This is a genomic window from Pseudomonas sp. PB120, assembly GCF_009761815.1.
GTDB lineage: Bacteria > Pseudomonadota > Gammaproteobacteria > Pseudomonadales > Pseudomonadaceae > Aquipseudomonas.
Genome location: NZ_RWIN01000139.1, coordinates 1 through 25,427, shown reverse-complemented (window position 1 = coordinate 25,427; position 25,427 = coordinate 1). Strand labels below are relative to the sequence as shown.

The 25,427-nt window shown below is 61.4% G+C and carries 22 protein-coding genes and 1 pseudogene; 21 read left to right on the top strand and 2 right to left on the bottom strand.

What is annotated here, in order from left to right; all coding sequences use genetic code 11:
- The first annotated feature begins 100 nt into the window (after nucleotides 1–100).
- Complete coding sequence (locus EJA72_RS25125) at nucleotides 101–1,333, top strand: OprD family porin (protein WP_157714580.1); 1,233 nt, start codon at nucleotides 101–103, stop codon at nucleotides 1,331–1,333.
- Nucleotides 1,334–1,431: 98 nt separating this feature from the next.
- Nucleotides 1,432–2,157: an aspartate/glutamate racemase family protein gene (locus EJA72_RS25120; RefSeq protein WP_178129578.1), complete on the top strand. Its 726-nt coding sequence runs from the start codon at nucleotides 1,432–1,434 to the stop codon at nucleotides 2,155–2,157.
- Between the two features lie 49 nt (nucleotides 2,158–2,206).
- Here the strand turns inward: EJA72_RS25120 and EJA72_RS25115 are convergent, their stop codons facing one another.
- Together EJA72_RS25115 and EJA72_RS25110 are read right to left on the bottom strand one after the other, a co-directional pair.
- The gene (locus tag EJA72_RS25115; RefSeq protein ID WP_178129577.1) at nucleotides 2,207–3,520 is read right to left on the bottom strand and encodes an MFS transporter; all 1,314 of its coding nucleotides are present in this window, start codon (nucleotides 3,518–3,520) and stop codon (nucleotides 2,207–2,209) included.
- A 395-nt stretch (nucleotides 3,521–3,915) separates the two neighbouring features.
- Nucleotides 3,916–4,653: a FadR/GntR family transcriptional regulator gene (locus tag EJA72_RS25110; RefSeq protein WP_157714595.1), complete on the bottom strand. Its 738-nt coding sequence runs from the start codon at nucleotides 4,651–4,653 to the stop codon at nucleotides 3,916–3,918.
- Nucleotides 4,654–4,920: 267 nt separating this feature from the next.
- On the opposite strand from EJA72_RS25110, the gene EJA72_RS25105 reads away from it, so the two are divergent.
- The 19 genes and pseudogenes from EJA72_RS25105 to EJA72_RS25015 form a co-directional block, all read left to right on the top strand.
- Nucleotides 4,921–5,946, top strand: coding sequence for an ornithine cyclodeaminase family protein (locus EJA72_RS25105; protein ID WP_157714579.1), 1,026 nt, complete (start codon nucleotides 4,921–4,923; stop codon nucleotides 5,944–5,946).
- A gap of 27 nt (nucleotides 5,947–5,973) precedes the next feature.
- Complete coding sequence (locus EJA72_RS25100; protein WP_157714578.1) at nucleotides 5,974–6,993, top strand: dihydrodipicolinate synthase family protein; 1,020 nt, start codon at nucleotides 5,974–5,976, stop codon at nucleotides 6,991–6,993.
- Between the two features lie 10 nt (nucleotides 6,994–7,003).
- A complete protein-coding gene (locus tag EJA72_RS25095; RefSeq protein WP_157714577.1) occupies nucleotides 7,004–8,476 on the top strand; it encodes an NAD-dependent succinate-semialdehyde dehydrogenase in 1,473 nt (490 codons plus the stop codon).
- Between the two features lie 92 nt (nucleotides 8,477–8,568).
- A complete protein-coding gene (locus tag EJA72_RS25090) occupies nucleotides 8,569–10,257 on the top strand; it encodes a DUF1302 domain-containing protein (protein WP_157714576.1) in 1,689 nt (562 codons plus the stop codon).
- Between the two features lie 36 nt (nucleotides 10,258–10,293).
- A complete protein-coding gene (locus EJA72_RS25085; RefSeq protein WP_157714575.1) occupies nucleotides 10,294–11,655 on the top strand; it encodes a DUF1329 domain-containing protein in 1,362 nt (453 codons plus the stop codon).
- Between the two features lie 256 nt (nucleotides 11,656–11,911).
- Nucleotides 11,912–12,994, top strand: coding sequence for a YCF48-related protein (locus tag EJA72_RS25080; protein WP_178129576.1), 1,083 nt, complete (start codon nucleotides 11,912–11,914; stop codon nucleotides 12,992–12,994).
- A gap of 32 nt (nucleotides 12,995–13,026) precedes the next feature.
- The gene (locus tag EJA72_RS25075) at nucleotides 13,027–15,429 is read left to right on the top strand and encodes an RND family transporter (RefSeq protein ID WP_372240741.1); all 2,403 of its coding nucleotides are present in this window, start codon (nucleotides 13,027–13,029) and stop codon (nucleotides 15,427–15,429) included.
- 55 nt (nucleotides 15,430–15,484) lie between these two features.
- Nucleotides 15,485–16,885, top strand: coding sequence for a Rieske 2Fe-2S domain-containing protein (locus EJA72_RS25070; protein ID WP_157714572.1), 1,401 nt, complete (start codon nucleotides 15,485–15,487; stop codon nucleotides 16,883–16,885).
- Nucleotides 16,885–17,388: a 3-phenylpropionate/cinnamic acid dioxygenase subunit beta gene (locus EJA72_RS25065; RefSeq protein WP_157714571.1), complete on the top strand. Its 504-nt coding sequence runs from the start codon at nucleotides 16,885–16,887 to the stop codon at nucleotides 17,386–17,388. The genes EJA72_RS25070 and EJA72_RS25065 overlap by 1 nt, the downstream gene beginning before the upstream one ends.
- A gap of 24 nt (nucleotides 17,389–17,412) precedes the next feature.
- A complete protein-coding gene (locus EJA72_RS25060; protein WP_157714570.1) occupies nucleotides 17,413–17,628 on the top strand; it encodes a ferredoxin in 216 nt (71 codons plus the stop codon).
- 21 nt (nucleotides 17,629–17,649) lie between these two features.
- The gene (locus tag EJA72_RS25055) at nucleotides 17,650–18,189 is read left to right on the top strand and encodes a VOC family protein (RefSeq protein WP_157714569.1); all 540 of its coding nucleotides are present in this window, start codon (nucleotides 17,650–17,652) and stop codon (nucleotides 18,187–18,189) included.
- A 66-nt stretch (nucleotides 18,190–18,255) separates the two neighbouring features.
- On the top strand, nucleotides 18,256–19,212 hold the full coding sequence (locus EJA72_RS25050; RefSeq protein ID WP_157714568.1) for a VOC family protein: 957 nt from the start codon (nucleotides 18,256–18,258) through the stop codon (nucleotides 19,210–19,212).
- Nucleotides 19,213–19,665: 453 nt separating this feature from the next.
- The gene (locus EJA72_RS25045) at nucleotides 19,666–20,637 is read left to right on the top strand and encodes a VOC family protein (RefSeq protein ID WP_157714567.1); all 972 of its coding nucleotides are present in this window, start codon (nucleotides 19,666–19,668) and stop codon (nucleotides 20,635–20,637) included.
- A gap of 90 nt (nucleotides 20,638–20,727) precedes the next feature.
- Entirely contained in the window at nucleotides 20,728–22,062 is a 1,335-nt protein-coding gene (locus EJA72_RS25040; RefSeq protein WP_178129575.1) for an alpha/beta fold hydrolase, read from the top strand.
- A gap of 16 nt (nucleotides 22,063–22,078) precedes the next feature.
- Nucleotides 22,079–22,909: an alpha/beta fold hydrolase gene (locus EJA72_RS25035; RefSeq protein ID WP_157714566.1), complete on the top strand. Its 831-nt coding sequence runs from the start codon at nucleotides 22,079–22,081 to the stop codon at nucleotides 22,907–22,909.
- A gap of 58 nt (nucleotides 22,910–22,967) precedes the next feature.
- Nucleotides 22,968–24,098, top strand: a complete 1,131-nt coding sequence (locus EJA72_RS25030; RefSeq protein WP_157714565.1) for an FAD-dependent oxidoreductase — start codon at nucleotides 22,968–22,970, stop codon at nucleotides 24,096–24,098.
- A 19-nt stretch (nucleotides 24,099–24,117) separates the two neighbouring features.
- Nucleotides 24,118–24,900: a 2-oxopent-4-enoate hydratase gene (gene dmpE / locus EJA72_RS25025; RefSeq protein ID WP_178129580.1), complete on the top strand. Its 783-nt coding sequence runs from the start codon at nucleotides 24,118–24,120 to the stop codon at nucleotides 24,898–24,900.
- 45 nt (nucleotides 24,901–24,945) lie between these two features.
- The gene (locus EJA72_RS25020) at nucleotides 24,946–25,161 is read left to right on the top strand and encodes a hypothetical protein (RefSeq protein ID WP_157714563.1); all 216 of its coding nucleotides are present in this window, start codon (nucleotides 24,946–24,948) and stop codon (nucleotides 25,159–25,161) included.
- A gap of 55 nt (nucleotides 25,162–25,216) precedes the next feature.
- Nucleotides 25,217–25,427, top strand: a pseudogene (locus tag EJA72_RS25015) (acetaldehyde dehydrogenase); the annotation flags it as partial.

Genomic DNA, 25,427 nt, shown 5'->3' with positions numbered 1-25,427 from the left:
ATGGTTTTCCTTTGCCTGCCGCTTTGTGAATTGATGCGCGCCATCCGGTGCGCGTCCGGTTGTCGGCCGCCCCGACGTTGATCGAGTTTGGATAATAATAATGAACCGACCTTGTTTTGCCGCGCCCTTGCTGTTTTCCATCGGGACTTCCCTCGCCAACTGTGCGCTGGCCGATTTTGTCGAAGACAGCAAGGCCAGCGTGGAGCTGCGCAACTTTTACTTGAACCGTGATTACCGACAGGACGGCGCCAAGCAGTCCAGGACCGATGAGTGGGCCCAGGGTTTCACGGGGCGACTGGTCTCGGGATACACCGAAGGCACCGTGGGATTTGGTGTCGATGCGCTGGGGCAGATGGGGCTCAAGCTCGACTCCAGTCCTGATCGCCGAGGTTCCGGGTTGTTACCGGTGGGCGACAGCGGACAGCCCGCCGACAGTTACAGCAAACTGGGGCTGACCGCCAAGGCACGGGCCGGCAAGAGCGTTTTGAACCTGGGCACATTGCAGCCGACGCTGCCCGTGGTCATGTACAACGACACGCGTTTGTTGGGCTCTTCGTTTCGAGGTGGCTTGCTCAATTCGCAGGACATTCAGAATCTGACGATCAACGCGGGGCGATTGACTCAGGCCAGCCTGCGCGACTCTTCCAGCAATGAAGATGTCGGGTACGGCGCAGCGTCCAGTGATCACTTCGATTTTGCCGGCGTCCAGTACGCGGTGACGCCTCGACTGAACCTGAGTTACTACAGCGCGAACCTGCAGGACATCTACCGGCAGCAATTCGCCGGCCTGACCTATCGCTTGCCGTTTGGCGAAGGGGTTGCGCTGAAAACGGACCTCCGTTATTTCGACAGTCGAGATGAGGGGCGCAAGCTGGCGGGGTCTATCGACAACCGCAACTTCAACGGCATGATCGGTCTGGAATACAAGGCCCACCGGTTGACCACCGCCTGGCAGTATCTGTCGGGGAACAATGATTTTCCGTTCCTCAACGGTGCCGAGCCCTATGTGGCCAACCTGGTGACCTATAACCTGTTTACCCGGGCGCAGGAGGATTCGTGGCAGCTGCGTTACGACTACGATTTTGCAGCTTTGGGTGTTCCGGGCCTGACCTTCATGACCCGTTACGTCGACGGGCGCAATGTCAGGACCGCCACCGTGGACGCTGGCCGCGAGTGGGAGCGTGACACTGATCTGGCGTATGTCGTGCAAGATGGTCCGCTGAAAGGCGTGAGCGTACGCTGGCGCAATGTGACCTTTCGTTCGGGCGACGGGTTGACCACCGATGCCGATGAAAATCGTCTGATCGTCGGGTACACCCTGGCGCTCTGGTAATCGATTTCCAGAGGCTGCAACCTCCGAGGGCCTGGCTGGCCTCGGGGGTTTTTCTGCTGACAGGCGTCGGCTATTTCCACTGATAAAAGGAACATCCCGTGAACCCAGGTATCGGTACTTTGGCGCGTATAGGCCAGCTCTACCCATCGGGTGGCCTCTGCGATCATGAGCCTCAACTGATGGTTCCCGAAGGCGTGCGTTTCGTCACGACCCGTGTGCCATTTCGCAAGACTTCGCTGGAAGACGACCGGAAATTTTCCGAAGGCCTGGAAGGGCATGCGCAGTTGCTCGTCGATGCAGGTGTCGATCTGCTCGCCATCAATTGCACGGCCGCGACCTTGCTGGCCGGACCCAAAGTGCTTCGCAAGCGCTTGCTGGACACGACCGGACTCGACAGCGTGACCACCATCGAGGCGGTTGTCGCAGGGTGTCGGGCGCAGAACATGCGGCGTATTGGCCTACTGACGCCTTATCCTGAGGAAGTGATCGAGGTGGAGCGCGAGTACTTCGCCGGCCTCGGCATCGAGGTGATCAGCGCCTTGGGCAGACCGTGCACCACGCCCGTGGAGCAGGGCAGTTTGCCGGCGCAGACGTGGCTCGATTTGGCGCAAGGCTTTCGCGGCATGGCGCTGGATGGCGTGTTGATCAGTTGTGCGGGGATTCAGGTGGCTGAGGTGTTGGCGACCATCGAAGCTCAATTGGAATTGCCGGTGGTGAGCAGCAATCAGGCGCTGGTGTGGATGTGCTTGCAGCGGTTGCGCATCGAGCGCGAGGTGCGGGGTTTTGGTTCGTTGTTTACGAAGACGTTGGCGGGCATCGAGTAAAGCATCACGGTTCACCGGCCAGCACAGGCTGGCCGGTGAAAGTCAGGCGTTATCGTTGGTGAGCGGGTGCGGGTGTCAGGGTAATCGCGATGGCCGCCGCAATCGCTGCCGCGGCAAACACCAGGAAGTTCCAGAAACTGTCCAGTTGCAGACCGGCGACGAAGCCGCCCAGGATCGGCCCGCCCATCGCGCCAAAGCGTCCGATGCCCACCGCCCAGCCCGTCGCCGATGCCCGGGCATGGGGCGCGTAGTAGTTAGCGATGTAACCCAGCTGGACCAAGGCCACGGCCACACTGCCGAAACCTGCGCAAGCCACCAGCACGTAGTTGACCATCATCGAGTTCTTCATTGACAGCGCGGCGATGGCGCAGGCGCCAAACGTAAAGCCCAGGGCCAGTGTCCGGCGCGCGCCGAAGCGGTCGGCAATCCGTCCGATGACAATCCCGCCGAGGGCGGCTGCCAGGTTGAAGATGGCGAAGAGCATCAGCGACGACCCCAGGTCGTAGCCATTGTGGCGCATGTACTGCGGCAACCACGTCCCAAGCCCGTAAACCACCATGACCGCCGTGCATTGAGCCAGCCACAGACACAATGTGCCCCGGCGATTTCGCTTGGAAAAGACCTCGGCCAGAATCTCACGGAACGGCGACAGTTGCGCCGCGCCCTTGTCGGCCGGTGCTGCGGGCAGTTCGCTGATGCCCAGGCGATCGGCCAATGCCTGCGCCTGGCGCGTACGCTTCTTGGCCACCAGAAACTCCAGTGATTCAGGCAGCCACAGCAACATGATCGGGATCAGCAAGAGCGCAATCGAGCCAGCAGCGACAACTGTCCGCCAGCCATGGTCGGCCATGAACGTCATGCCGACCCAGGCTGATAACAAGGCGCCGAGCGGGTAACCGGAGTACATCAGCGCGAAGTTGAGGTTGCGTCGATGGGGGGGTGAGTATTCGATCGTCAACGCCGCTGCCACCGGGATGACACCGCCCAGTCCCAACCCGCCAATGCCCCTGACCAGCGAGAATATCTGTGGGGTTGGCGCCCAGGCAGCGGCGAGCATGGAGCCCGAAAACAGCGCGATGCACAGCAGGATCAGTGGCTTTCGCCCGATGATGTCGCTCCAGGGGCTGATGAAATAGGCGCCGATCAGCGTGCCAAACAGCGCAGAGCTGCTCATGGCGCCGACTTCGAGCGGGGTCAGGTTCCATTGGGGATCGCTTAACAGGGCGGGCACGATGGTGCCCATCACACCGATGTCATAGCCCTCTGAAAGGATGGCGGCCCAGCAAAGGCCCAGTACTAAAAGCATGGTTCGGCGGGGAAGGCTGGCGGCCACCCCGGCATTGCTCGTCTCGGTGATGTGCACGTATTTGTCCTTTGGGTAGTGTTTTTATTAGGCAAGGTTTAGCCAGACCCGTAAATAGGGTGGCTAAAAAAATACAATGATCATTATTGGTGCTGGCGGTATCTGGTTATGCTCCCTATTGGACCAGCATTCATTTGTTTTATCAGGGTGATCGTCATCTGCAGAGACATCAAAAGAATACATCATTCGTTTTTGTGGTGTTAGTCCCTGCTTTGAAAAAAGCGCGGGCGAGCGCCCGGCGGTAGGGTTGAGCCTCGCCGGGGTCGATTTCGGGTATTGCGGGGGGGGGGGGGAATAGAGGCTCCGTGCGCCTTGAGGTCGTGTGCCCAAAACGCTGCCTGGCCTGCGTGATGCCGGTTGCTCAGATCACGGGTCTAGCGAGGAGTCAAAAATGGCTACAGTTGCGCTTGAGCATGCGCTTTGCGCAGGCGCTCTCGGCTATTGGTCAGGTGCACACTCATCGCGGCCCGCGCCGCTTCGGTATCCCGACGGGCGATCGCGTCGTAAATGGCTTCATGCTCACGCACCAGTCGAGCCTGGTAGTGTGCTGGATCGCTGTGCGTCAACTGCGCCGAATCCACGCGCATTCTCGGCAGCATGCCGGGGCCGAAGTGCGACATGATGTCGGTGAAGTATCGATTACCGGTGGCCAATGCGATCTGGTAGTGAAAGCGAAAGTCCGACGCCACAACGCTGCTCGATTGAAGCGCCTGATTGAATTCGTCCAGCGCGTTGCGCATCAAGGCCAGTTCATCGGCGCTGCATCGTTTGGCGGCGAGCCCTGCGGCCTCCACCTCCAGGCTGGCGCGAAACTCCAACGCGTCAATCACGTCGCGCAATGTGACGAAGGTGTGCGGATCGATTCGCAAGCCGTGGGTGTTGTCATGGCCCAGCACGAAGGTGCCCACGCCATGTCGCGTTTCCACTAGGCCAGCGGCCTGGAGCCTGGAAATCGCTTCGCGCACCACCGTTCGGCTGACGTTATACGTCTTCATGATCTGCGATTCGGTCGGCAGTTTTTCACCGCGCGGGATCACGGCTTCGGTGATGTCTCGCGACAGTTGCGCCACCAGCGTTTTGGCAAGGCTCTGGCGTTTGAGGCGGGGGGAGGGCGGTGGGGCGTTGTCGATCATCAGGGCAGCGCTCGGCGTGTGGCGACTCAGCATTATAGGCCGCTCACCGACCCTGGGCGGGTCGCAAAATCCATCTCGATCCGGATAAAGCAGTTATCTGTTTTTTAGTCTTCGACGATTTTTTTCAGCGTTTGGCGCGACGTTTCCGCAGCTCCTCACAACGCGGTTCAAGCGTCTTGTTTTATAGATATCTGTATTAGGCCGTCCTGCGTAGCTCGCCCCAAATGCACTTCATAAACTCCGGCTCAACAAGATCCGGAGGTTTCCATGGACGTTGCAGATTCCCTGAACACAGAAAAGCTCGAAGTTTCTACGCCCTTTATCAGGGATGCGGACATCGCTGAATTGGCCAAGTGGCCGAAGGTCATTGCTGCGCTGACCGAAGCATATGGCAAACCCATCAAAGACGTGATGGTGCCGCCGCGCATCATGGCCCGGGGGGAGGGGTTCTGGTTGCGCAGCCTGTGTGCGGTGTCGCCATCGGGCGAGTACATGGGCTGCAAATTGATTGCCGCCTCGCCGAAAATCCGCCGCGCCAGCTACCTCATTTCGCTGTTCGACCAGCGGACCATGGAGCTGGCGGCGCTGGTAGACGGTAATCGAATTACCGACCTGCGAACCGCAGCGACCGCCGTGGTGGCCGCCAATGCCGTGATCCCCGAAGGCGCATTGCGTGTGGGGGTGATCGGTTCCGGCTCGGTCGCCAAGAGCATGTTGACTGCCTTGCTCTCGGTGCGCGAAGTCTCCCTGGCGCGCGTGTTCAGCCCAACCCCCGCGAGCCGCGCCAGGTTCGCCGCTTCCTTTCTTGAATCCAATGGCCTGCTACTCGAAGCCGTCGACAGTGCGCAAGCGGCCATCGACGGCGTCGATGTGGTGGTGTGCGCGGCGCGCAGTCGTGACGAATCGCCGGTCTTGCTCGGTGATTGGTTGCAGCCGGGCATGGTCGTGCTGTCGGTGGGCTCCACGCTGCCAGAGCAGCGCGAAGTCGACTCGAGCGCCATGGCCCGTGCCGACCTAATCATTGCCGACATGCCTGAAGAGGTGCTGCACGAGACCGGCGATGCCCTGGTCGCCACACGTGACGGCGTGGATGTCGCCGGCAAGACCGTCAGCCTCGCCGACGTGGTGTCCGGCCAGAAACCTGCGCGCCGCTCCCCCGATGACATCGTGATCTACAAGTCGGTCGGCACTGCCCTGCAGGACGTCGTGACCGCCGAAATGCTGCTGCGCGAAGCGTTGTCCAGCAATCGCTATCAACTCATCCCCGCGGGCGTCGTGACGATCGACCGCTGAAGTACCCTTCCAAGGAGAACAACAAGAATGGCCAATTACAAACGCAACGACGCCCGTGCCTGGGCCAATGAAATGCTGGTCGGCTGCTCGGGTGTCACCATCCCGAGCTACAGCGCTGACCTCAAGCGTCTCAACGAGCAGGGCATCCGTCACGACATCCAGAAACTCGTGGACCTGGGCTTTACCTACACCTTGCTGTGCACCGAAGTCGCAATCACTCCGCAGGAAAATGCACAGTTCACCGCATGGGCCAAGGAGACGGCCGGCGACAAGCTGGGCCTGTTTTTCCACGCCGGATTTGGCACGCTCGCCGAAAATATTGAGGCGATGAAACTGGCGGAGAACGCGGGCGCCAGCATCGTGCTGCTGTCTTACCCGTCCAACTTCTGGCCGACCAGCGAGCAGGACATCTACGACTACACCCGCAGCATCTGCGATGCCACCGACCTGGCCGTGATGCTGTTCCCGATTCCGTTGTGGGGCTTCGAGCGCGTACACCCGCAGGGCATGTCCCCCGAGTTGATCCGTCGTCTTCTCGACGATTGCCCGAACATTGTGGCGATCAAGGCCGAACAAGGCTTCCCGCATGTGGCCGGTCTCATCGAAACCTGGCACCGCTTTGGTCAGGAAGTGCTCATCAGCTGCCCGATCGAGAGCGACGTGATTCCGTTGATGAAGTTCATGGACATGCAGTTCTCCGGCACCAGTTACACCCAGTGGATGGGCGACCATTTTCCCAAGACGTTCGACCTGGCCCGCAACGGCCAGTGGGAAGAAGCCATGAAGCTGCAATGGCAGGTTCAGCCTGCTCGCGGTGCGGTGGGGGCTGCCACCGGTGCCTATATGCCGGGTTCGAACTACATCAATCGGGCTCACTGGAAATACATGGACTGGCTGGCCGGTTTCAACGGCGGTCCGCTGCGTGCGCCGGGCGGAAGGATTCCGGATCGCCTGATGAAAGTCCTGCGCCAGGGCCTGGTGGCGTCGAAGCTCGAATGCACTTCGGACGACGACAGCCAGTTCCTGATCGGCCGATTCCCCTGCTGAGGACGTGTCTATGAGCATTGAATTGTTGAATGACCCGTCGCTGTGGCGACAGGGTGCTTTCATCAACGGCGAATGGGTCGGCCACACCGCGCATGGCACCTACACCGTGCGCAATCCGGCAAACGGAAACGTGCTGGTCGAGTTGCCGGTGTGCAAGGAAGCTGAAGCCGAATTCGCCATCGAGTCGGCGCACGAAGCCTTTACGCGCTGGAGCAAGGTCCCTGCCAAGCAACGTGCCGAGATCATCAACCAGTGGTATCGCCTGGTGATCGAACACAAGGAAGACCTGGCCACCTTGATCACCCTGGAAGAAGGCAAGCCGCTGTCGGAGGCTCGGGGGGAAATCGATTACGCGGCGTCCTTCCTGCAGTGGTTCGCCGAAGAGGCCAAGCGGATTCGCGGTGATGTGATTCCGGCGCCCAAAGAGACCCAGCGCATCGTTGCGCTGAAGCAGCCGATCGGGGTGTGCGCGGCGATTACACCGTGGAATTTTCCAGCCGCCATGATCACCCGCAAGGCCGGCCCGGCGTTGGCCGCCGGCTGCTCGATGGTGGTCAAGCCTGCGAGCCAGACGCCGCTGACAGCACTGGCGCTGGCCGAACTGGCGCGCCGCGCTGGTATTCCGGCAGGCGTCTTCAGCGTGCTGACCGGCAATGCGACGCGGGCGGTGGGGAACGTGCTGACCGGTCATCGGCTGGTGCGCAAGATCACGTTCACAGGCTCCACCGAAGTGGGCCGCGTGCTGCTCGCGCAGTCCGCCGAGACGGTCAAGAAGTGCTCGATGGAATTGGGTGGGAATGCGCCGCTGATCGTGTTCGACGACGCCGATCTGGACCTCGCGGTGGAGGGCATTCTCAACGCCAAATTCCGCAATACCGGGCAGTCCTGCATTGCCGCGAACCGGGTGCTGATCCAGGACGGCATTTACGACCAGCTCGCCGAACGCCTGGCGCGTCGCACCGCCGGATTGAAGGTCGGCAATGGCCTGGAGGAGGGCGTGCAGATCGGCCCGATGATCGACGCCGCGGCGGTGGCCAAGGTCGAGGAGCACCTGCTCGATGCAGTGTCCGGGGGCGCTCGGGTGCTCGCCGGCGGCAAGCGTCATTCGCTGGGCGGCGCGTTCTTCGAGCCAACCCTGGTCGTCGATGTGACGCTGAAGATGACCATCGCTCGCGATGAAACCTTCGGCCCGGTCATGCCGCTGCTGCGCTTCGGCGAAGAAGCCGAGGCCATCGCCATTGCCAACGACACCGACTTTGGCCTGGCGGCGTACTTGTTCAGCCGTGACGCCGCGCGGATCTGGCGCACGGCCGAAGCCCTGGAAGCGGGCATGGTCGGAATCAACACCGGGCTGATCTCTAATGAGGTCGCGCCCTTCGGCGGCATCAAGCAGAGCGGGCTCGGTCGTGAAGGCTCGCACTACGGCATCGAGGAATTCCTCGAGATCAAGTACCTGTGCTGGGACGGGGTCAACCCCGTGTAGCGCACAGGCACTCGCGGCCCGCGGCACGACGATGCAGCGGGCCCTTTCACCCCGATGTGGCCCCCAGAACAATCATAAAAGCAGGAAGTGCCATGAAGTATCGTCAGAAAAAATGCATTCGTTTGCCGGTTGCCATGGGCATCGTCCTTGCGGCCGGCGCCTTGTCACCCGCCAAAAGCTGGGCCGGTTTTAGTTGGGAACCGGATGATGGCTGGAAAATCGACTGGAATAATTCGCTGCGTTACTCGGCGATGTTCCGTGTCGACAAACGCAATGACCGGTTGTTGTCCAACCCCAACCTGGATGACGGCGACCGCAATTTCAGCAGAGGCCTGGTCTCCAATCGTGGCGAACTGTTCAGCGAACTGGACGCCGTCAACGAGAACGGTTTTGGTGCGCGGGTCAGCGCCAACGCCTGGTACGACACGGTCTACAACCGTGACAATGACAACCCGGGCATCGCCGGGGGCGCCTTTCCAAACCAGCTGTCCACCGGCCCGGATGAGTTCACCGATTCGACCCGCGACCAGCACGGCCGCAAAGCCGAAATGCGTGATGCCTTCGTATTCGGGCGCCTTCAATTGGGCAGCACCGAGTTGACCGGTCGCCTGGGCCAGCATTCGCTGCTTTGGGGCGAAAGCCTGTTTTTTGCCAACAATGCCGTGGCCGGCGCGCAGAGCCCGTTCGATACCACGCGCCTGCTCGACGACCCGACGGCTGAGGCCAAAGAGTTTGTGCTGCCGGTGCCGCAAGTGTCGGCGCAGTGGCAACTCAACGACGACCTGGCGATCGGTGCTTATTACCAGTTCCGCTACGTGCACAACCGCATTCCGGCATCGGGGAGTTACTTTTCGGTGTCCGACATTGTCGGTTCCGGCGCCGAGCGGCTGGTGCTCGACCCGACCACCGGGTTGTCCGCCGACAAGCAGTCAGACCGCGATGCCAAGGACTCTGGTCAGTTCGGCCTGCAAGTGCGCTGGCAAGTGGGCGAGTTCGACCTGGGCTTCTATGCGCTGCAATTCCACGACAAGGACTTCCAGCAAGTGACCCAGGTCGGGCAGCCGTTCGGGCCGTTCGGGCCAGTGCTGCCGACGGGTTACTACCTGGCGTACCAAGAGGACACCCAGCTCTACGGTTTCAGTGCCAGCCGCAGTTTCGGCAGCCTGAACCTGGCGATGGAAGCGTCCATACGCAAGGGCCAGTCGCTGGCGACTACCCACGCGGTCGACGCCTCGGCGCTCGGTGGCGCGGTGCCGGATAACCGTGATCATCCGGCCTACGCGGTGGGCGATACCGCCCATGTCAACGTGTCGACCATCTGGACCGTGCCGCGCACGGCCTTGTGGAACGAGGCGAACCTGGCGGCCGAGGTGGCCTGGACCCGGCTGCTCAAATGCAAGCAGAACTGCGATGACAGTGCCGCCGGTGTGGCGGCGCTGGACCCCAACATCACCCGCGATGCGTGGTCGATGCGGGCGGTGTTTGAACCCATGTACCGCCAGGCGTTGCTCGGGTGGGACATCAGCCTGCCAATGGGCGTCGGATTCACCCCCAACGGCTCGCGCAACCCGCTGGGTCCCTCGGCGATGCCGCCAGAAAACGGGGGGGATTTCACCCTTGGCATCAGCGGCCTGTACATGAACACCTGGGACCTGAACCTGGCCTACACGACGTTCTTCGGGTCGGCGGGGACGTTCCTCGATAGCACCAATTCCTACAGCTACAAACAGGCCCGTGCCGACCGTGATTTTGTCGCCTTCACCGTCCGCCGCAGTTTTTGATCAGTGCGTTTTATCAATAAAAACGAGGAGATACTCATGAAGAAGTTTCTTGCCTTGGGACAGGGGGTTGCGCTGTTGGCTTGCGCCATCGTCTTGCCGGTGCATGCCGGGGCGCCGGCCGATCAGGCTCAGCGCTTGAAGGGCGATCTGACGCCCTTTGGCGCCGAGAAAGCGGGTAATGCCGACGGTTCCATACCGGCCTGGACGGGCGGGTTTACCACGCCAACACCGGGCGACGTGCCCGGCGGACGGCGCGCCGATCCGTTCAAGGATGACAAGCCGCAGTTTTCAGTCACCGCGAAAAACATGGCCCAGTACGCCGGCAACCTCACCGACGGGGTGCAGGCAATGTTGAAAAAGTACCCGGACTTCCGCCTGGACGTTTACCCGACCCGACGCACCGCGGCAGCGCCGCAATGGGTGTATGACAACACCTTCGCCAACGCCACCCGGGGCACCCTCGAGAAGGGCGTGCCCAAAGGGGTCTACGGCGGCATTCCCTATCCAATCCCGCAAAGCGCCGAAGAGGTGATGTGGAACCATGTGCTGCGCTGGCGCGGTGCGCGTTTCCAGCATTACAACAACTGGTATCAGATTCTTGCCGACGGCCGCGCCGTACTGGTGACGGATGCGGAGATCAACGAACAACTGCCGTATTACGACAACAGCAGCAACCTCGAACAGTTCGAGGGCGAAGGCAAGCCGTTCTGGCAGGTGGCGATTCGCAACATCGGGCCTCCACTGCGGGCGGGTGAGGCATTGCTGGCTCACGAATACCTCGATCCGGACAAACTTCAGACCTGGGTTTACCTCAAAGGCCAGCGCCGCGTGCGCAAGCTGCCCAACGGCTGCTGCGACACCCCGACACCTGCCGCCGCCGGTGTGATGACGTTCGATGAGATGTACACCTGGACCGGGCGAATGGACCGCTTTGACTGGAAAATGATCGGCAAGAAAGAGCTGTTCATCCCGTACAACGCCAACCGCTCGCTGCAGCCGACCAAAGACGAAGACATGCTCAAGGGCAATTTCCTGAACCCGGACTATGTCCGCTGGGAGAAGCACCGCGTGTGGGTGGTCGAGGCGAACGTGCGCAGCGGCCAGCGTCACCAGGCCGCCAAGAGCCGCTATTACTGCGACGAAGACACCTGGATCTGCACGCTTGCGGATCGATGGGATGCCAACGGCCAGTTGTGGCGGACCTTGTGGTCGCAGGTCATCGTCGTGCCGGAACTGCCGGGTTCGGCCATCGCCACCTTCGGCTACAACGACCTGCAAACGGGCACGGCCTTCGTCGCCCAGCTCAACAACAGCAAGCCCAAGCACTACGTGCTCAAGCCGCTGGATAACGACAAAGTGTTCTCACCCGATGGCCTGGCCGGTAGCAGCGTGCGCTGAGCTCACCACCGCCTCCCTGTAGGAGCGAGCTTGCTCGCGATGGTCGTCAACGATGGCGCGGGATGCCTGACCATCCGCGGCGGGCTTGAGTCCATCGCGAGCAAGCTCGCTCCTACAGAGAGGCGCTCGCCCTGCAATTTGTAGATATCTGAATTAGAAACCGCCGCGTAGCGGGTGCACGGCGCAGTCCATACACTCGATTCACAACAGCCGGAGGGTGCGGCTGTCACTAAAACAACAACAAGGGGCAATGCCCATGAGTCGCATATCCAGCAAGGTGTGCAGTGGCATGTTTGGGGCGCTGCTGTGTGGAGTTTCCCTCTGCGCAGTCGCAACGGTACCGGTTTCCGAAGTCGGTGAGCCTGCCCGGCGCGCGGCCCTGATCGCCAGTCAAACTAACCAGGCCGTCCTGCTCGGCGCTGCCGTGACCGGGAGCCATCGCCTGGTTGTCGTGGGCGAGCGTGGCCTGGTGCTGCTGTCCGATGACGACGGCCAGCACTGGCGCCAGGGCGCCGTCCCCGTCAGCGTGACCCTGACCGCCGTCCGTTTCACCGGCCAGCAAGGCGTTGCCGTCGGCCATGGCGGCGTAGTGTTGACCAGCACTGACGGTGGCGAGCAATGGACGTTGCGCCTCGATGGTCGCCGTGCCGCTGAACTCGCCTTGCAAGCCGCGCAATCTGCCAACGATCCTTTACAGACCGATAACGCACAACGGCTGGTCGACGAAGGTCCGGACAAGCCTTTTCTCGACGTAGCCATCGACAAAGACGGTCACCTGCTGGTGGTCGGCGCCTACGGCATGATGTTCGCTTCAGCCGATTTCGGGCAGCACTGGAGCGCCTGGATGGGGCGTCTGGACAACCCGGACGGGCTGCACCTGTACGCGATTCGCCAGCGCGGCAATGACGTGCTGGTGGCGGGAGAGCGCGGGCTGGTGCTGCGCTCCGTCGATAGCGGAAAAACCTTCGAACGCCTCGATACGTCGTACAAGGGCAGCCTGTTCACCGCTGAACTGTTGGGCGAGCAGGATATCGTCGTCGCTGGCCTCAAGGGCAGCCTGTTGCGTAGCCACGACGCAGGCGCGACCTGGCAGCGTCTGACGGCGGCCGACGCCTCTTCATTCACTGCATCCTCACTCGGTGCCGACGGCACGCTGTACCTGGTCACCCAGGCGGGACATGTGCTCGGGCTGCAGCAGGGCACACTGGTGCCGCTGAGCCAGCAGGCGTTGCCGTCGCTGAACGGCATCCTGTCGGTCGATGCGGACAATGTCGTATTGCTCAGTAATCGCGGGATGACCACGCTGCGCCTCGACGGGCGAGCGGAGGGCTTGAAATGAATCTGAATATCTCACTGCCAGGACCTGTCCCGATGGCTGACTTCGACTCGCGTTCCGGCTCACTGGTCGAGCGCGCGATCTTCAACCATCGCCTGATGGTTGTGCTGCTGTGCTGCCTGGTGACGGTGTTCTTTGCCAGCCAGCTGCGTCATCTTCAACTCTCGGCCAGCTTCGAGAAGATGATTCCGCAAAGTCACCCCTACATTCAGAATTTCACCGCCCACGAAAAAGACCTCGTGGGGCTGGGTAACGCTGTGCGCATTGCTTTGGCCAATCCCAAGGGCACGATCTATGACGCAGCCTACATGGACGCCTTGCGTGAGTTGAACGACGAGTTGTTCCTGATGCCCGGCGTCAATCGCATGCAGATGAAGTCGCTCTGGACGCCGTCAACCCGGTGGGCCGGTGTCACCGAAGAGGGCCTGGAGGGCGGCCCGGTGATTCCGGACGGTTACGACGGCTCGAAAGCCAGCCTGCAGCAGTTGGGCGCCAACCTGGCGCGCTCCGGTGAGATCGGCCGCCTGGTGGCCACTGACCTGCGCTCCACGGCGATCTTCCTGCCGTTGTTGGCCAACGATGCCGAAGGGCACCCGCTGGACTACGCCAAACTGGCAGGGTCACTGGAGCAATTGCGCCACAAATACGAAGCGCGCGGCTACGAAATGCACGTCACCGGTTTTGCCAAACTGGTCGGCGACTTGATTGACGGTGTGCGCAGCGTCCTGGTGTTTTTCCTGATCACGCTGGTCCTGAGCAGCGCCGTCCTCTACTGGTTTACCCGCTGCTGGCGCTCCACGGCGGCGGTGGTCGTGGCCTCGCTGATTGCCGTGGTCTGGCAGCTTGGCGTCTTGCCGACCCTGGGCTTTGCGCTCGACCCTTACTCCATCCTGGTGCCATTCCTCGTGTTTGCCATCGGCATGAGCCACGGCTCCCAGAAAATGAATGGCATCCTGCAGGACGTCGGACGTGGGGTCAGCAAACTGACTGCCGCGCGGTTGACGTTTCGCCGGCTGTTCGGTGCCGGGCTGGCGGCGCTGGTGATCGACGCGGTCGGATTTGGCGTCTTGCTGGTAATCGATATCCAGGCGATTCGCGAGCTGGCGCTGGCAGCGTCGATCGGTGTCGGCATCCTGATTTTCACAAACCTGATCCTGTTGCCTGTGATCCTCAGTTACGTCGGCGTCTGCCCTCGCGCCGCACAGCGCAGCCTGCGTGCCGAACACGCGGAGCAGAGCGGGGCGGCCAGGCATCTGATGTGGCGCGTACTCGACCGTTTTACCCAACGGCGTTGGGCCATTGGCGCCATCGGTGTCAGCCTGCTGCTGGCGTTGGGCGGGTGGAGCGTTGCCAGTCATTTGCAGATCGGTGACCTCGATCCTGGCGCCCCGGAACTGCGTCAGGACAGCCGCTACAACCGCGACATGGCGTTCATGAATAGCCGCTACGGTGCTTCAAGCGACGTATTGGCGATCATGGTGAAGACCTCGGCCGGCTACTGTTCCGCACAGCCGACGCTGAACAAAGTCGATGCCCTGGAGTGGCAGTTGCGCCAGCTCGAAGGCGTGGAAAGCACCGATACCCTGGCACTGTTGAGCCGGCGCATGAGTGCCGCGCTCAACGAAGGCAACCCGAAGTGGTACGACTTCGTGCCCAACCAGGACATGCTCAACACCATCACCGCGAGTGCACCGCGCGGGCTGTATGACGATAGCTGTTCGCTGCTGACGCTCTACGTGTACCTGACCGACCACAAGGCGGCGACCTTGTCGCGGGTGGTCAAGCACGTCGAGCAGTTTGCCGCGACGAACAACACCGCCGACGTGCAGTTCTTGCTGGCGGCAGGCACGGCCGGCATCGAAGCGGCCACCAATATGGTGGTGACCGACGCCTGGCGTCAGATGAATCTGCTGGTGTACGCCATCGTGGCGCTGTTGGCGCTGATCACGTTCCGCTCGTGGCGCGCGGTGCTCGTGGCGGTATTGCCGTTGATGTTGACCTCGGTACTGGCCGAAGCCTTGATGGTCGTCCTGGGCATGGGCGTCAAAGTAGCGACGTTGCCGGTGATCGCGCTGGGCGTCGGGATCGGTGTCGACTACGCGCTGTACATTCTCTCGGTGATGCTGGTGCAACTGAAGTCCGGGCAGTCCCTTTCGATGGCCTATTACCGGTCGCTGATTTTTACCGGAAAGGTGGTCATGCTGACCGGCATCACGCTGTCCATCGGCGTTGCCACCTGGCTGGCCAGTCCCATCAAGTTCCAGGCTGACATGGGGGCGTTGCTCGCGTTCATGTTCCTGTGGAACATGCTGGGCGCGCTGGTCCTGGTGCCTTCGCTGTCGGTCTTCCTGTTGAAACCCCGGCGCGTCCGGGCAACAGAACCGCAATCGATGCCCGGCACTATCGACAACAAAATACTGGAGCAGGCCGGCCGCTAGCCGGGCTGAACAACCGCTCAAAACTAACAAGAACAAGCCGTAAGGAGAGCCACCCATGATCAATTACGATCTTATCTATCCGGGTAATCCCGACCAGTACCTGGACGATCTGTGCGAGCGCGTCTCGCAGGGCATGGACGAAGGTCTGTTGCCGGTCGAAGTGTTTCGCGACGAAGCGGTGTTTCGCGCGGAAATGGAACGGATCTTCACCCGTAACTGGATCTTCGTTGCCCATGCCTCGGAGATCCCCGAGAAGGGCGACTACGTGTTGCGCCGCATCGGCATCGACAAAGTCATCGTCACCCGTGACGACGAAGATCAGATCAACGTGTTGCTCAACCATTGCCGTCACCGTGGATCCGAACTGTGTCATCAGGACAAGGGCAACACACGTCACTTCAAATGCCCGTACCACGGCTGGGTCTATCGCAACAATGGCGATTGGGCCGGTGCACCCCACCTCAAGGACGCCTACGGCGGCCCGCTGGACAAAAAGGAATGGGGCCTGTTGCGGGCAGCCAAAATCGAGTCCATCCACGGCTTTATCTTCGCCTCGCTGAACGAAGACGTGCCGCCGCTGCGCGAATACCTCGGTGGTGCGGCCTGGATGTTCGATGCGCTGTTCGGCTTGCACCCCGATGGCATGAAGGTGCTGAAGGAGCCCGAGCGCTTTGTGGTCAAGGCCGACTGGAAGAGCGGCGCGGAAAACTTCAGTGGCGACGCTTATCACGTCAGCACGGCGCACCTGTCGGCCTCGTTGTCGGAATTCATTCCGGGGGTCAATCAGGTCAGCAGCCTGGCCAGCGGCTACGACTTCGGTAACGGCAACAGCTTCATCGGCCATGCACTGCCTGAACTGATTGCGCCGATGTTCGATTTCTGGGGATATCCGCAGGAATACCGCGCCCAGTTCGATCTGACCCAGCTCGATGACGTGCAGCTGGAGATGATCAAGAACGTGCCGCCGACCATTGGCACCATTTTCCCCAACTTCAGTTTCCTGCGCTTCCCGCAGCCGGACGTGCCCGGTGAAATGCCGATTCCGTTTACCAGCATTCGCATGTGGCAGCCCGTGGCACCGGGCGTGATGGAGCTGTGGAACTACGAACTGGAATACGCGTTCCTGCCTGAAGAGTTCCATGCCAAGGCGTATATGGCCGGTCAGTTCGGCTTCGGCTCGGGCGGCATCTTCGAGCAGGACGACACGGCGGTCTGGGAAGGTATCGCCAAGGTGGCTTCCAGCCCTTGGGCCCTGACCAAAGGCATGCGCCTGCATTACCAGCAAAAGCGCGGCGGCCCTGACCCGGACTGGAAAGGCCCGGGAGAATTCCATCCCTCGATCTATGGCGAGTACAGCCAGGAGCGTTTCTGGCGCCGTTGGGTGAAGGAGATGACCGAAGGCAAGGCAGCGAGTAAAAGCGTCGATCAGTGCGACGACCAGGGGGGATGCGAGTGATGAAAAATGTTCACGAAATGCGTAGCGCCGCCGAGGATTTTCTCGCCCGTGAAGCGCTCATCCTCGACGAGCGCCGGTTCCGCGACTGGTTTGCCCTGCTCGATGACGAGATCGACTACGACGTGCCGATTCGCATCGCCATGCGCAACTATGCCGATGAGTTCCCGTCAGGGGCGTTCCGCATCAAGGACTGCAAGGCGCACATCCAGACGCGTATTGCCCGCCTGGAAAGTGATCATGCCTGGGCCGAAGTACCGCCCTCGCGCACGCTGCGGGTGGTGGGTAGCGTACTGGTGGATGCCACTGATCGCGCCGACGTGATTTCAGTGGTCAGCGCCATGATCCTCTATCGCCAGCGCGGTCACGATGACCTGGGGGATGTGATTCCGGTGCGTCGACACGACCTGCTGCGCATCACCGAAGACGGCTTCAAATTGCTCAAGCGCAAGGCCTTGATCACTCACGCGGTACTGCAGACGCCCAACCTCGGCGTATTCCTGTAAACACAAGCATTAGGGAGCCGTGAGATGGCGAATGAAAAAGTGGAAGTGATCCTCGACGGCCTGAAGTGTCAGGGCTACGGCTTGTGCCTGGGTGCGGACGATGTCTTCGAGCTGGATTCGGTGGCCAACATCGCCCACCTGAAACAGCGTTTCGTGGATATTTCGCGCAAAGGCGAATTTGAACAACTGGTCCGCGACTGCCCGGCGGCGGCCATCAGCCTGCGTGTCGTTCAAGAATAATCACAAGAATTGGAGCAAAAAATGAGTGAGATCGCCAAAAACCTGATTGGCCGCAAGTTCGACCAGATCTGCTTCGTTGTCCCGGACCTCGAGGCCGCCATGGCCCTGTGGAGCAAGACCAATGGCGTGGAAGTGTGGAACGTCGCGCACGACCTGGCCAAGGAACAGACACAGAAGGAGTACCGTGGCCAGCCGGGCAATTTCCAGTTCAGTTGCGCCTACGGTTTCGCCGGTGACACGCTGATCGAGCTGGCCCGTCATGACGGCGGCGACAGCCTGTACAAGGACTGGATCGACAGCCGTGGCTATGGGCCGCACCACATTGGTTTCCGCCAGTCCAGCGCCGAGGAATACGCCCAGGCCGAGCAGCACTATCAGGAACTGGGGCTGGAAAAAGCCATGGCCGGTTTTTTTGAAGGCCCGTTCGGCAACTGCCGCTGGAGTTACTGGGACACCCGCGAATTGATCGGTTTCTACACCGAGCTGTATTACGTCGACGGTGAGTTGAACGACCGCATGGCCGCGTTGCGCCGTGGCGAAAACGTCAGCATCACTTCCTGATCGGATCGGGGCGCGCGTTGACGCCGCCCCCTGCAGCGCACTGCGCGAACAACGGAGTAACGATTCATGAATATCATCGGTCCAGATGCGGTGGTCTTCGGTGTGGACGACCTCGAAGTCGCCGCCCGGTACATGACGGATTTCGGCTTGAAGCCGGCGGGGCAGGTACGTGAAGGCCTGCTGTTTGAAACCCTGGACGGCACCGGCGTGATTATCTGCGACGCCAGCGACCCGAACCTGTCGCCAGCGCTGAGCCCCACCAACAAGGCACGCAAGATTGTCTATGGTGTCGCTGACCAGGCAAGCCTCGATCAGATTGCCGCCGAGCTGGGCAAGGATCGCGAGGTCACGCGCCTGGACGACGGGGCCATCGAGGCCCTCGACGACCTGGACATCCCGCTGGTGTTCCAGCTGACCCGCCGTCGCGAGATCAGCCTGCCGGCGGAAAAAATCAACGCACCGGGCGCGCCGCTGCAACGACCTGTCAATTGCATCGGTGTCGACGATCAGGGGGTTGTGCCGCAGTTGCGCAGCCTGGGGCATTTTGCAATGTTCGTGCCGGACGTGGCCAAGGCTGAGGCGTTCTATGTCGACCGCCTGCAGTTTCGCGTCAATGACCGTCTCGGTGGCGGCCCGTTCATGCGTTCCAAAGGCACTCATGAACACCACACCATGTTCCTGATCCAGACCCCGCCACAGCTCAAGGGCATTGAGCACATGGCGTTTCACCTGGGCGGGCCGAGCGAAGTGATGCAGGCGGGCAACCGCTTCCGTGACCTCGGTTACCCGAGCTTCTGGGGCCCGGGGCGGCACAACTTCGGGTCGAACTGGTTCTGGTACTTCGATGGCCCGCTGGGGTGCCGCTTCGAGTACGACGCCGACATGGACAAGCACGATGACAGTTGGGTACCGCGCGAGGTACCCCTGCACGCGGATAACGCCCAGGCTTACCTGATGGAGATGCTGGAAGAAAACTGGGCACCGTTCGATGGGCCGCGTAAACCGGCGAACAGCCCTGCCTGATCGCCGACCCCCTGTAGGAGCGAGCGTGCTCGCGATGGACGTCAACGATAACGCGTGCTGTCTGAATGACTGCGTTGTCTGAACGTTTTTCGTCGGAACGCCGCCCGGAGACAAGCTCGCGCCTACAGGAATCAGCCAATCCCCCCAATCCCCTGTGGGAGCGAGCCTGCTCGCGATGGACGTCAACGATAACGCGCCCTTTCTGAATGGACGCGGTGTCTGTGCGTTCATCGCGAGCAGGCTCGCTCCCACAGGGGTATCTGTACAAGCCCGAAACGCACCGTTCCAGCCTTGCATTTGTTGGATATCTGCCTTGAGGGAATCCCTCTGGCTCCCCTCTGTAGCGCTCCCTAACATGAGGTTCATTGAATATCGCGATGGCGCTTGCGGCGTGCTCACTGCCTGCGAAACGGCCTCGGCGAAACAACGACAAGAACAGTAGAGAAGGCAATCATGAGCAAGGACAATCCGTTTCGTTTCACCGGTGTCGAGTGTGTCCGGTTCGCGGTCGAAGACCTCGCCGGTGCCTGTCGTTTCGCGGCTGATTGGGGGCTGTCGTATGTGCCTTCGGTCGACCCGGAAGTGAAGCTGTTTCGCGCCGTCGATGGCTCCGAGGTCCAGGTTGTCGAGACCGATCTCTCGCGCATCGAGCGCACACCCATTGGTGGTGGCAGCGGCCTGTGCGAGATCGTCTGGGGCGTGGAAGACCAGGCTACGCTCGCGGCTTTGGCCGAGGACCTGGGACGTGATCGCCGGGTCGAAATCGATAAAGACGGCGTGCTGCACAGCGTCGATGATCTGGGCATCAACCTGGGCTTTCGCATCACCCAGCGCAAACCGGTGCACTTTGATGTCACCCGCTTCAACGCACCGGGCCAGCCGAGTCGCATCAACCGCCGCGCGCCGGCCTACAAAGTCGCCAAACCGCGTGAAATTAGCCACATCGCCATCGGTGTGGATGACGCGAGTGAAGCCGCGCGTTTCTACATCGAACGCCTGGGCTTCCTCGTCTCTGACCGTTATGCCGATCGCGGGCTGTTCATGCGTTGCTCGCCCAGCGGTAACCACCATCACGTGTTCTTCATGAATGCCCGGGTGCCGGGGACTCGCTTCAATCATCTGGCATTCAAAGTACGCGACATCCACGAAGTCATCGGCGGCGGCCAGCACCTCGACTCGCTGGGCTGGAAGACATTTGCAGGCCCAGGGCGCCACACCATTTCCTCCGCCTGTTTCTGGTACTTCCAGACCCCGTTTGGCGGTTCCTGGGAGTACGCCGCCGACGAGGACGTGGTGACGGAAGAATGGGAAGCCCAGGACTTCGCCGCCATCGCGCACATTTTTTCGGAATGGACCTTTGGCCTGGAAAAATCCGACGGCACCTTGAAAGGGCCGATTTCCGCGAGCAAAGAGCAGAAGCTCTAACGCCTCCGGTTTCCTCATCGGGTGTCCGGCACGCCATCGCTGCGGCGAGCGGGCAGGGCACCTCTTCACCAGATTTCGAGGAGCAATTTCGTGTCCGACGTTCAAACGCCATACTGGATCGAGCTGCTGCACACCCAAGTGCGCCAGATCCAGGGCAAGTACCGCACTCGCATCATTGAAGCCGGCTCGGGGCCGGCGCTGATTCTCTTGCACGGCACTGGCGGCCATGCGGAAAACTACGCGCTGAACATTGCCGAACTGGCCAGGCATTTCCACGTCATCGCCCTGGACTTTCTCTGGCATGGCAAGTCGCAGACCGAGGGTTACGACCCCGAGATCATTCCCGTTCTGGTCGATCAAGTGGTCGATGTGATGGATCAGCTCGGCCTGGCCAGTGCTTTTGTCGAGGGGCAATCGCTGGGCGGTTGGGTGGCCATGCAGTTGGCATTGCGGCATCCCGAACGGGTCGACGCGCTCGTGCTGACCACCACCATGGGCTACACACCCGACGCCGGTGCTATAGAGGGTTATGTCGAGCCGGACTGGGCGAGCAATCTGCCGAGTTCGCTGGAGGTCTTGCGCGAGCCGAGCTTCGACAACGTGCGAACCCGCATGGCACGCATTCTGGCCAACCCGCAGCGCCTCACCGATGAAGCGGTCAAGGTGCGTCAGGCGCTGTATTGCCAGCCTGAACTGGCCGCCGTGCAAATGGAATTCATCAGCGAATACCTGGCCGGTCCGACCATTCGCCAGCACCTGGTGACCGACGCACTGGCCGCGCAGATCAGCCAGCCGACGCTGGTGTACTGGGGCGAAAAAAATCGCACACCGCCAGCCCTTGGCGAACACATCGCCCGTCGAGTGCGCAACGGCACGTTCCATTGCGCCCGCGACACCGGGCATTGGGCCCAATTCGAAAGTGCCAGCGAACACAACGAAGTGGTGGCGGCCTTCCTAGGCTCGCTGCCATCAGCGGAGAAAACCATCATGACGCCCCCCCTCAACCCGGTTGGCCGCTGGGAAATCCTTTCCTGGGAACAGGCCTTCGACGACGGCCGTCGCGAGCTGCCGATGGGCGAGCACCTGCACGGTTTCATCCTGTACACCGAGGGCGGTCACATGAGCTGCATGATCGCCAGGGCGCAACGGCCGAACTTCGAAACGGGCGGCCAGTGGAACGCCAGTGACGCGGAAAAGGCCGGTGCCTACTCCAGCCTGTTGGCGTACGGCGGTCGTTACGAGTTGAACGGTGATGTGATCACGCACTTCGTGGATATCAGCTTGTTCCCCAACTGGGTGGGCGGCGCGCAGAAACGCCGTTTCGACGTCAACGACGACGGCACCCTGACCCTGAGTGCACGCCTTGAAGAAGGCACTCCACAGGCCCGAAGCGCACGCCTGGTCTGGCGCCGTGCCGACGTTTGATCACAGAGAGGCAAAGATGAATAACCCACAAAATCCCGAGATTGGCCAAAGCATCCAGACCGGTTCCATCGTGACCAACTACCACGACATCGGTAGCGGTGAACCGGTGCTGTTGCTGCACGGTTCCGGCCCCGGCGTCAGTGCCTGGGCCAACTGGCGCCTGAGCATTCAGAGCCTGCAGGGCGACTTCCGTCTGCTCGCACCGGACCTCGCCGGCTTCGGTTTCACCCAGGTGCCGGCAGGTATCGACTACTCGCGAGCACTCTGGCTGGAGCAACTGGTCGACTTCCTGGATGCAATGGACGTCCAGAAGGTCAATGTGATCGGTAACTCGTTCGGTGGTTCCATGGCCCTGGCCCTGGCGATCCACCATCCGGAACGCGTCAACAAGCTGATTCTGATGGGCAGTGTCGGGGTTCCGTTTGAACTGACACCCGGCCTGGACGCGGTGTGGGGGTATGAACCGTCGCAAGAAAACATGCGGGCGATCATGCGCATCTTCGCCTATGACCAGTCGCTGGTCGGCGACGACCTGGTGCGCATGCGCTACGAAGCCAGCAAACGGCCCGGGGTCCAGGAAGCCTATTCGGCGATGTTCCCGGCACCACGCCAGCGCTGGGTGGAAGCAATGGCCCATGGCGAGTCCCAGATTCGTGGCATCGGCCACAAGACGCTGCTGGTCCATGGCCGCGACGACAAGGTCATTCCACTGTCCACCTCACTGACGTTGCAGCAGTGGATCGACGACAGCCAGCTGCATATTTTCGGGCGCTGTGGCCACTGGACCCAGATCGAGCACGCCGCCGCGTTCTGTCAGTTGGTGACGAATTTCCTCAAGGCGGCCTGACCGGCCCGCCGGGCATTTGAACAACAGCCGAACAAGAACAAAAACAAGGAATTCCGCGATGACTCAAACCGTAAAAAAAGTGTTGATCGTCGGTGCCGGCACCGCCGGTATGTCCGCCGCTATTACCTTGCGCCGCATCGGTGTCGAGGTCGACATGATCGACATCAACCCGAACTGGGGCGCGCTGGGCGCCGGGCTGACGATCACCGGGCCGACCCTGCGTGCACTGCATCAGCTCGGCGTTTATGCCGACATGGAGGATGAGGCGTACGTCGGCGAAGGCATTCAGGTCTGCAATACCCAGGGCGAGCCGCTGCGCACGCTGGACACGCCGATGCCGGCGGACAGCCCGACCAAGGGCAGCGGCGGGATCATGCGCCCGACCCTGCATGGCATTCTTGCCCGGCATGTTAAGGCGGCGGGCGCACCAATCCGCCTGGGCCTGTCAGTGGAGGCCCTGGAGCAGGATGACGCCGGGGTGAACGTGACGTTCAGCGATGGCAGCCAGGGTCGTTATGACATCGTGCTCGGCGCCGACGGGGTGTTCTCCAGGGTGCGCGGGCTGATCATGCCTGACGCTCCCAAACCCGAGTACACCGGCCAGAGCTGTTGGCGCCTGTTTCTCGAGCGTCCGGCCAGCATCAAGCGCCGCACGTACTTCCTGGGAGGGCCGTACAAGGTCGGTTTCTCTCCGGTGTCAGCGACCCACATGTACATGTTCCTGCTTGAGCGCACCCCACAGGTGTTCATCGAACCGGCCAACTTCCACAGCGAACTGGCCAAGCGCCTGGAGAGCTACGGCGGCGTGCTGGCCGACGTCCGTGATTCGCTTGGCGAGCAGGACAACGCGGACATCAACTTCCGCCCACTGGAAATTTTCAGTTTGCCGGCCCCTTGGTATCGCGGGCGCGTCTTGCTGATTGGCGACTCGGCGCACCCGACGACCCCACAGCTGGCCTCCGGCGCGGGCATGGGCATCGAAGACGCCCTGGTGCTGGCGGAAGAACTGGGTCGGGCGGACAGCGTCGAGCAGGTGTTTGCCCGCTTCATGGAACGCCGCGAGGCGCGCTGCCGGCTGGTTACCGAAAGCTCGATGGAGCTTGGCCGCCTGGAGCAGGCGCGGGCGCCGGTCGAGGCACAAACCAAAGTGGTCGAGCATGCGCTGCTGATCCTGAGCGAACCCATTTGAGCCGGAGTATCCGATGAGTATTGATGATTCGTTGCTGCAAGAAATCAGTGTCGACCTCTACAACGCGCTGCGCGGGGCCGAGGCCATTGCGCCGCTGACCGAACGTTATCCGCAGCTGACCATTGAAGATGCCTATGGCATCCAGCAGCACCTCATGGCGCTGCGCCTGGACGATGGCGAGCGGGTGGTCGGCAAGAAAATCGGCGTGACCAGCCAAGCCGTGATGACGCTCCTGGGCGTCGACCAGCCGGACTTCGGCATCCTCACCGATGCCATGGTCGTCAATTCCGGAAACGCCATCGCGACGTCCTCGCTGATTCAGCCCAAGGCTGAGGGCGAACTGGCGTTCGTGCTCAAGCACGATCTGATGGGGCCAGGCATCACCGTTGCGGACGTATTGCGCGCCACCGAAGGCGTGATGGTCTGTTTCGAAATTGTCGATTCGCGCATCCGGGACTGGAAAATCAAGATCCAGGACACCGTGGCGGACAACGCCTCGTGCGGGGTGTTCGTACTCAGTGACCGGCTGGTGCCCGTACAGGACGTGGACCTGTTGCACTGCGGCATGGTCCTGGAGAAAAACGGCGAGATCGTCGCCACCGGCGCGGGTGCCGCGACCATGGGCTCGCCTGCGGTGGCCGTGGCCTGGCTGGCCAATACCCTGGGGCGCCTGGGCCTGTCGTTGAAAGCGGGAGAGGTGATCCTTTCCGGTTCGCTCGGTCCGATGATTGCGGTCAAGGCGGGTGACAACTTGCGCGTTTCCATCGGCGGTGTGGGCAGTTGCTCGGTCCGTTTCACCTGACACGGGGTGCTGCCCATCGCGTCGTACACCCAGAGGAGACAGGGTATGAACTTCGTCCTTAAAGAGTCGATCCTGGCCGGGATCATTGGCGGTGTGGTCGCTGCCATCCTGGCCTTCAGCGTCAATCAATTCCTGGTGCCGTTTCCGCAAAGCATTCTGGACAACTCGCTGGGCAACGGCATCAGCGGCTTCGTCAGTGGCCTGCTCAGCGGCTTCATCGGCGTTTACCTGGTGTTGCGCAAAGTTGCCAAACACCCCTAGACACTGCGGGCCGGTTCTTTTCGGCTGGCCTGTCATGCACGGCTGGAGCTCTGCCATGAATAAACTCAAAGTCGCCATCATCGGTTCCGGCAACATCGGCACCGACCTGATGATCAAGATCCTGCGCAACGCCAAACATCTGGAAATGGCCGTGATGGTCGGCATCGACCCGGCCTCCGATGGGTTGGCCCGCGCCCAGCGCATGGGCGTGGCGGTGACCCACGAAGGGGTCGAAGGCCTGACCCGCATGGATATTTTTAACGATA

Coding starts and splice junctions, on each gene's coding strand:
- EJA72_RS25095 (WP_157714577.1), top strand. CDS start 7,004: ATGAGCATTGAATTGTTGAATGACCCGTCGCTGTGGCGACAGGGTGCT.
- EJA72_RS25055 (WP_157714569.1), top strand. CDS start 17,650: ATGAGTGAGATCGCCAAAAACCTGATTGGCCGCAAGTTCGACCAGATC.
- EJA72_RS25080 (WP_178129576.1), top strand. CDS start 11,912: ATGAGTCGCATATCCAGCAAGGTGTGCAGTGGCATGTTTGGGGCGCTG.
- EJA72_RS25070 (WP_157714572.1), top strand. CDS start 15,485: ATGATCAATTACGATCTTATCTATCCGGGTAATCCCGACCAGTACCTG.
- EJA72_RS25085 (WP_157714575.1), top strand. CDS start 10,294: ATGAAGAAGTTTCTTGCCTTGGGACAGGGGGTTGCGCTGTTGGCTTGC.
- EJA72_RS25035 (WP_157714566.1), top strand. CDS start 22,079: ATGAATAACCCACAAAATCCCGAGATTGGCCAAAGCATCCAGACCGGT.
- EJA72_RS25060 (WP_157714570.1), top strand. CDS start 17,413: ATGGCGAATGAAAAAGTGGAAGTGATCCTCGACGGCCTGAAGTGTCAG.
- EJA72_RS25100 (WP_157714578.1), top strand. CDS start 5,974: ATGGCCAATTACAAACGCAACGACGCCCGTGCCTGGGCCAATGAAATG.
- EJA72_RS25065 (WP_157714571.1), top strand. CDS start 16,885: ATGAAAAATGTTCACGAAATGCGTAGCGCCGCCGAGGATTTTCTCGCC.
- EJA72_RS25050 (WP_157714568.1), top strand. CDS start 18,256: ATGAATATCATCGGTCCAGATGCGGTGGTCTTCGGTGTGGACGACCTC.
- EJA72_RS25090 (WP_157714576.1), top strand. CDS start 8,569: ATGAAGTATCGTCAGAAAAAATGCATTCGTTTGCCGGTTGCCATGGGC.
- EJA72_RS25110 (WP_157714595.1), bottom strand. CDS start 4,653: ATGATCGACAACGCCCCACCGCCCTCCCCCCGCCTCAAACGCCAGAGC.
- EJA72_RS25020 (WP_157714563.1), top strand. CDS start 24,946: ATGAACTTCGTCCTTAAAGAGTCGATCCTGGCCGGGATCATTGGCGGT.
- EJA72_RS25125 (WP_157714580.1), top strand. CDS start 101: ATGAACCGACCTTGTTTTGCCGCGCCCTTGCTGTTTTCCATCGGGACT.
- EJA72_RS25045 (WP_157714567.1), top strand. CDS start 19,666: ATGAGCAAGGACAATCCGTTTCGTTTCACCGGTGTCGAGTGTGTCCGG.
- EJA72_RS25030 (WP_157714565.1), top strand. CDS start 22,968: ATGACTCAAACCGTAAAAAAAGTGTTGATCGTCGGTGCCGGCACCGCC.
- EJA72_RS25105 (WP_157714579.1), top strand. CDS start 4,921: ATGGACGTTGCAGATTCCCTGAACACAGAAAAGCTCGAAGTTTCTACG.
- EJA72_RS25075 (WP_372240741.1), top strand. CDS start 13,027: ATGGCTGACTTCGACTCGCGTTCCGGCTCACTGGTCGAGCGCGCGATC.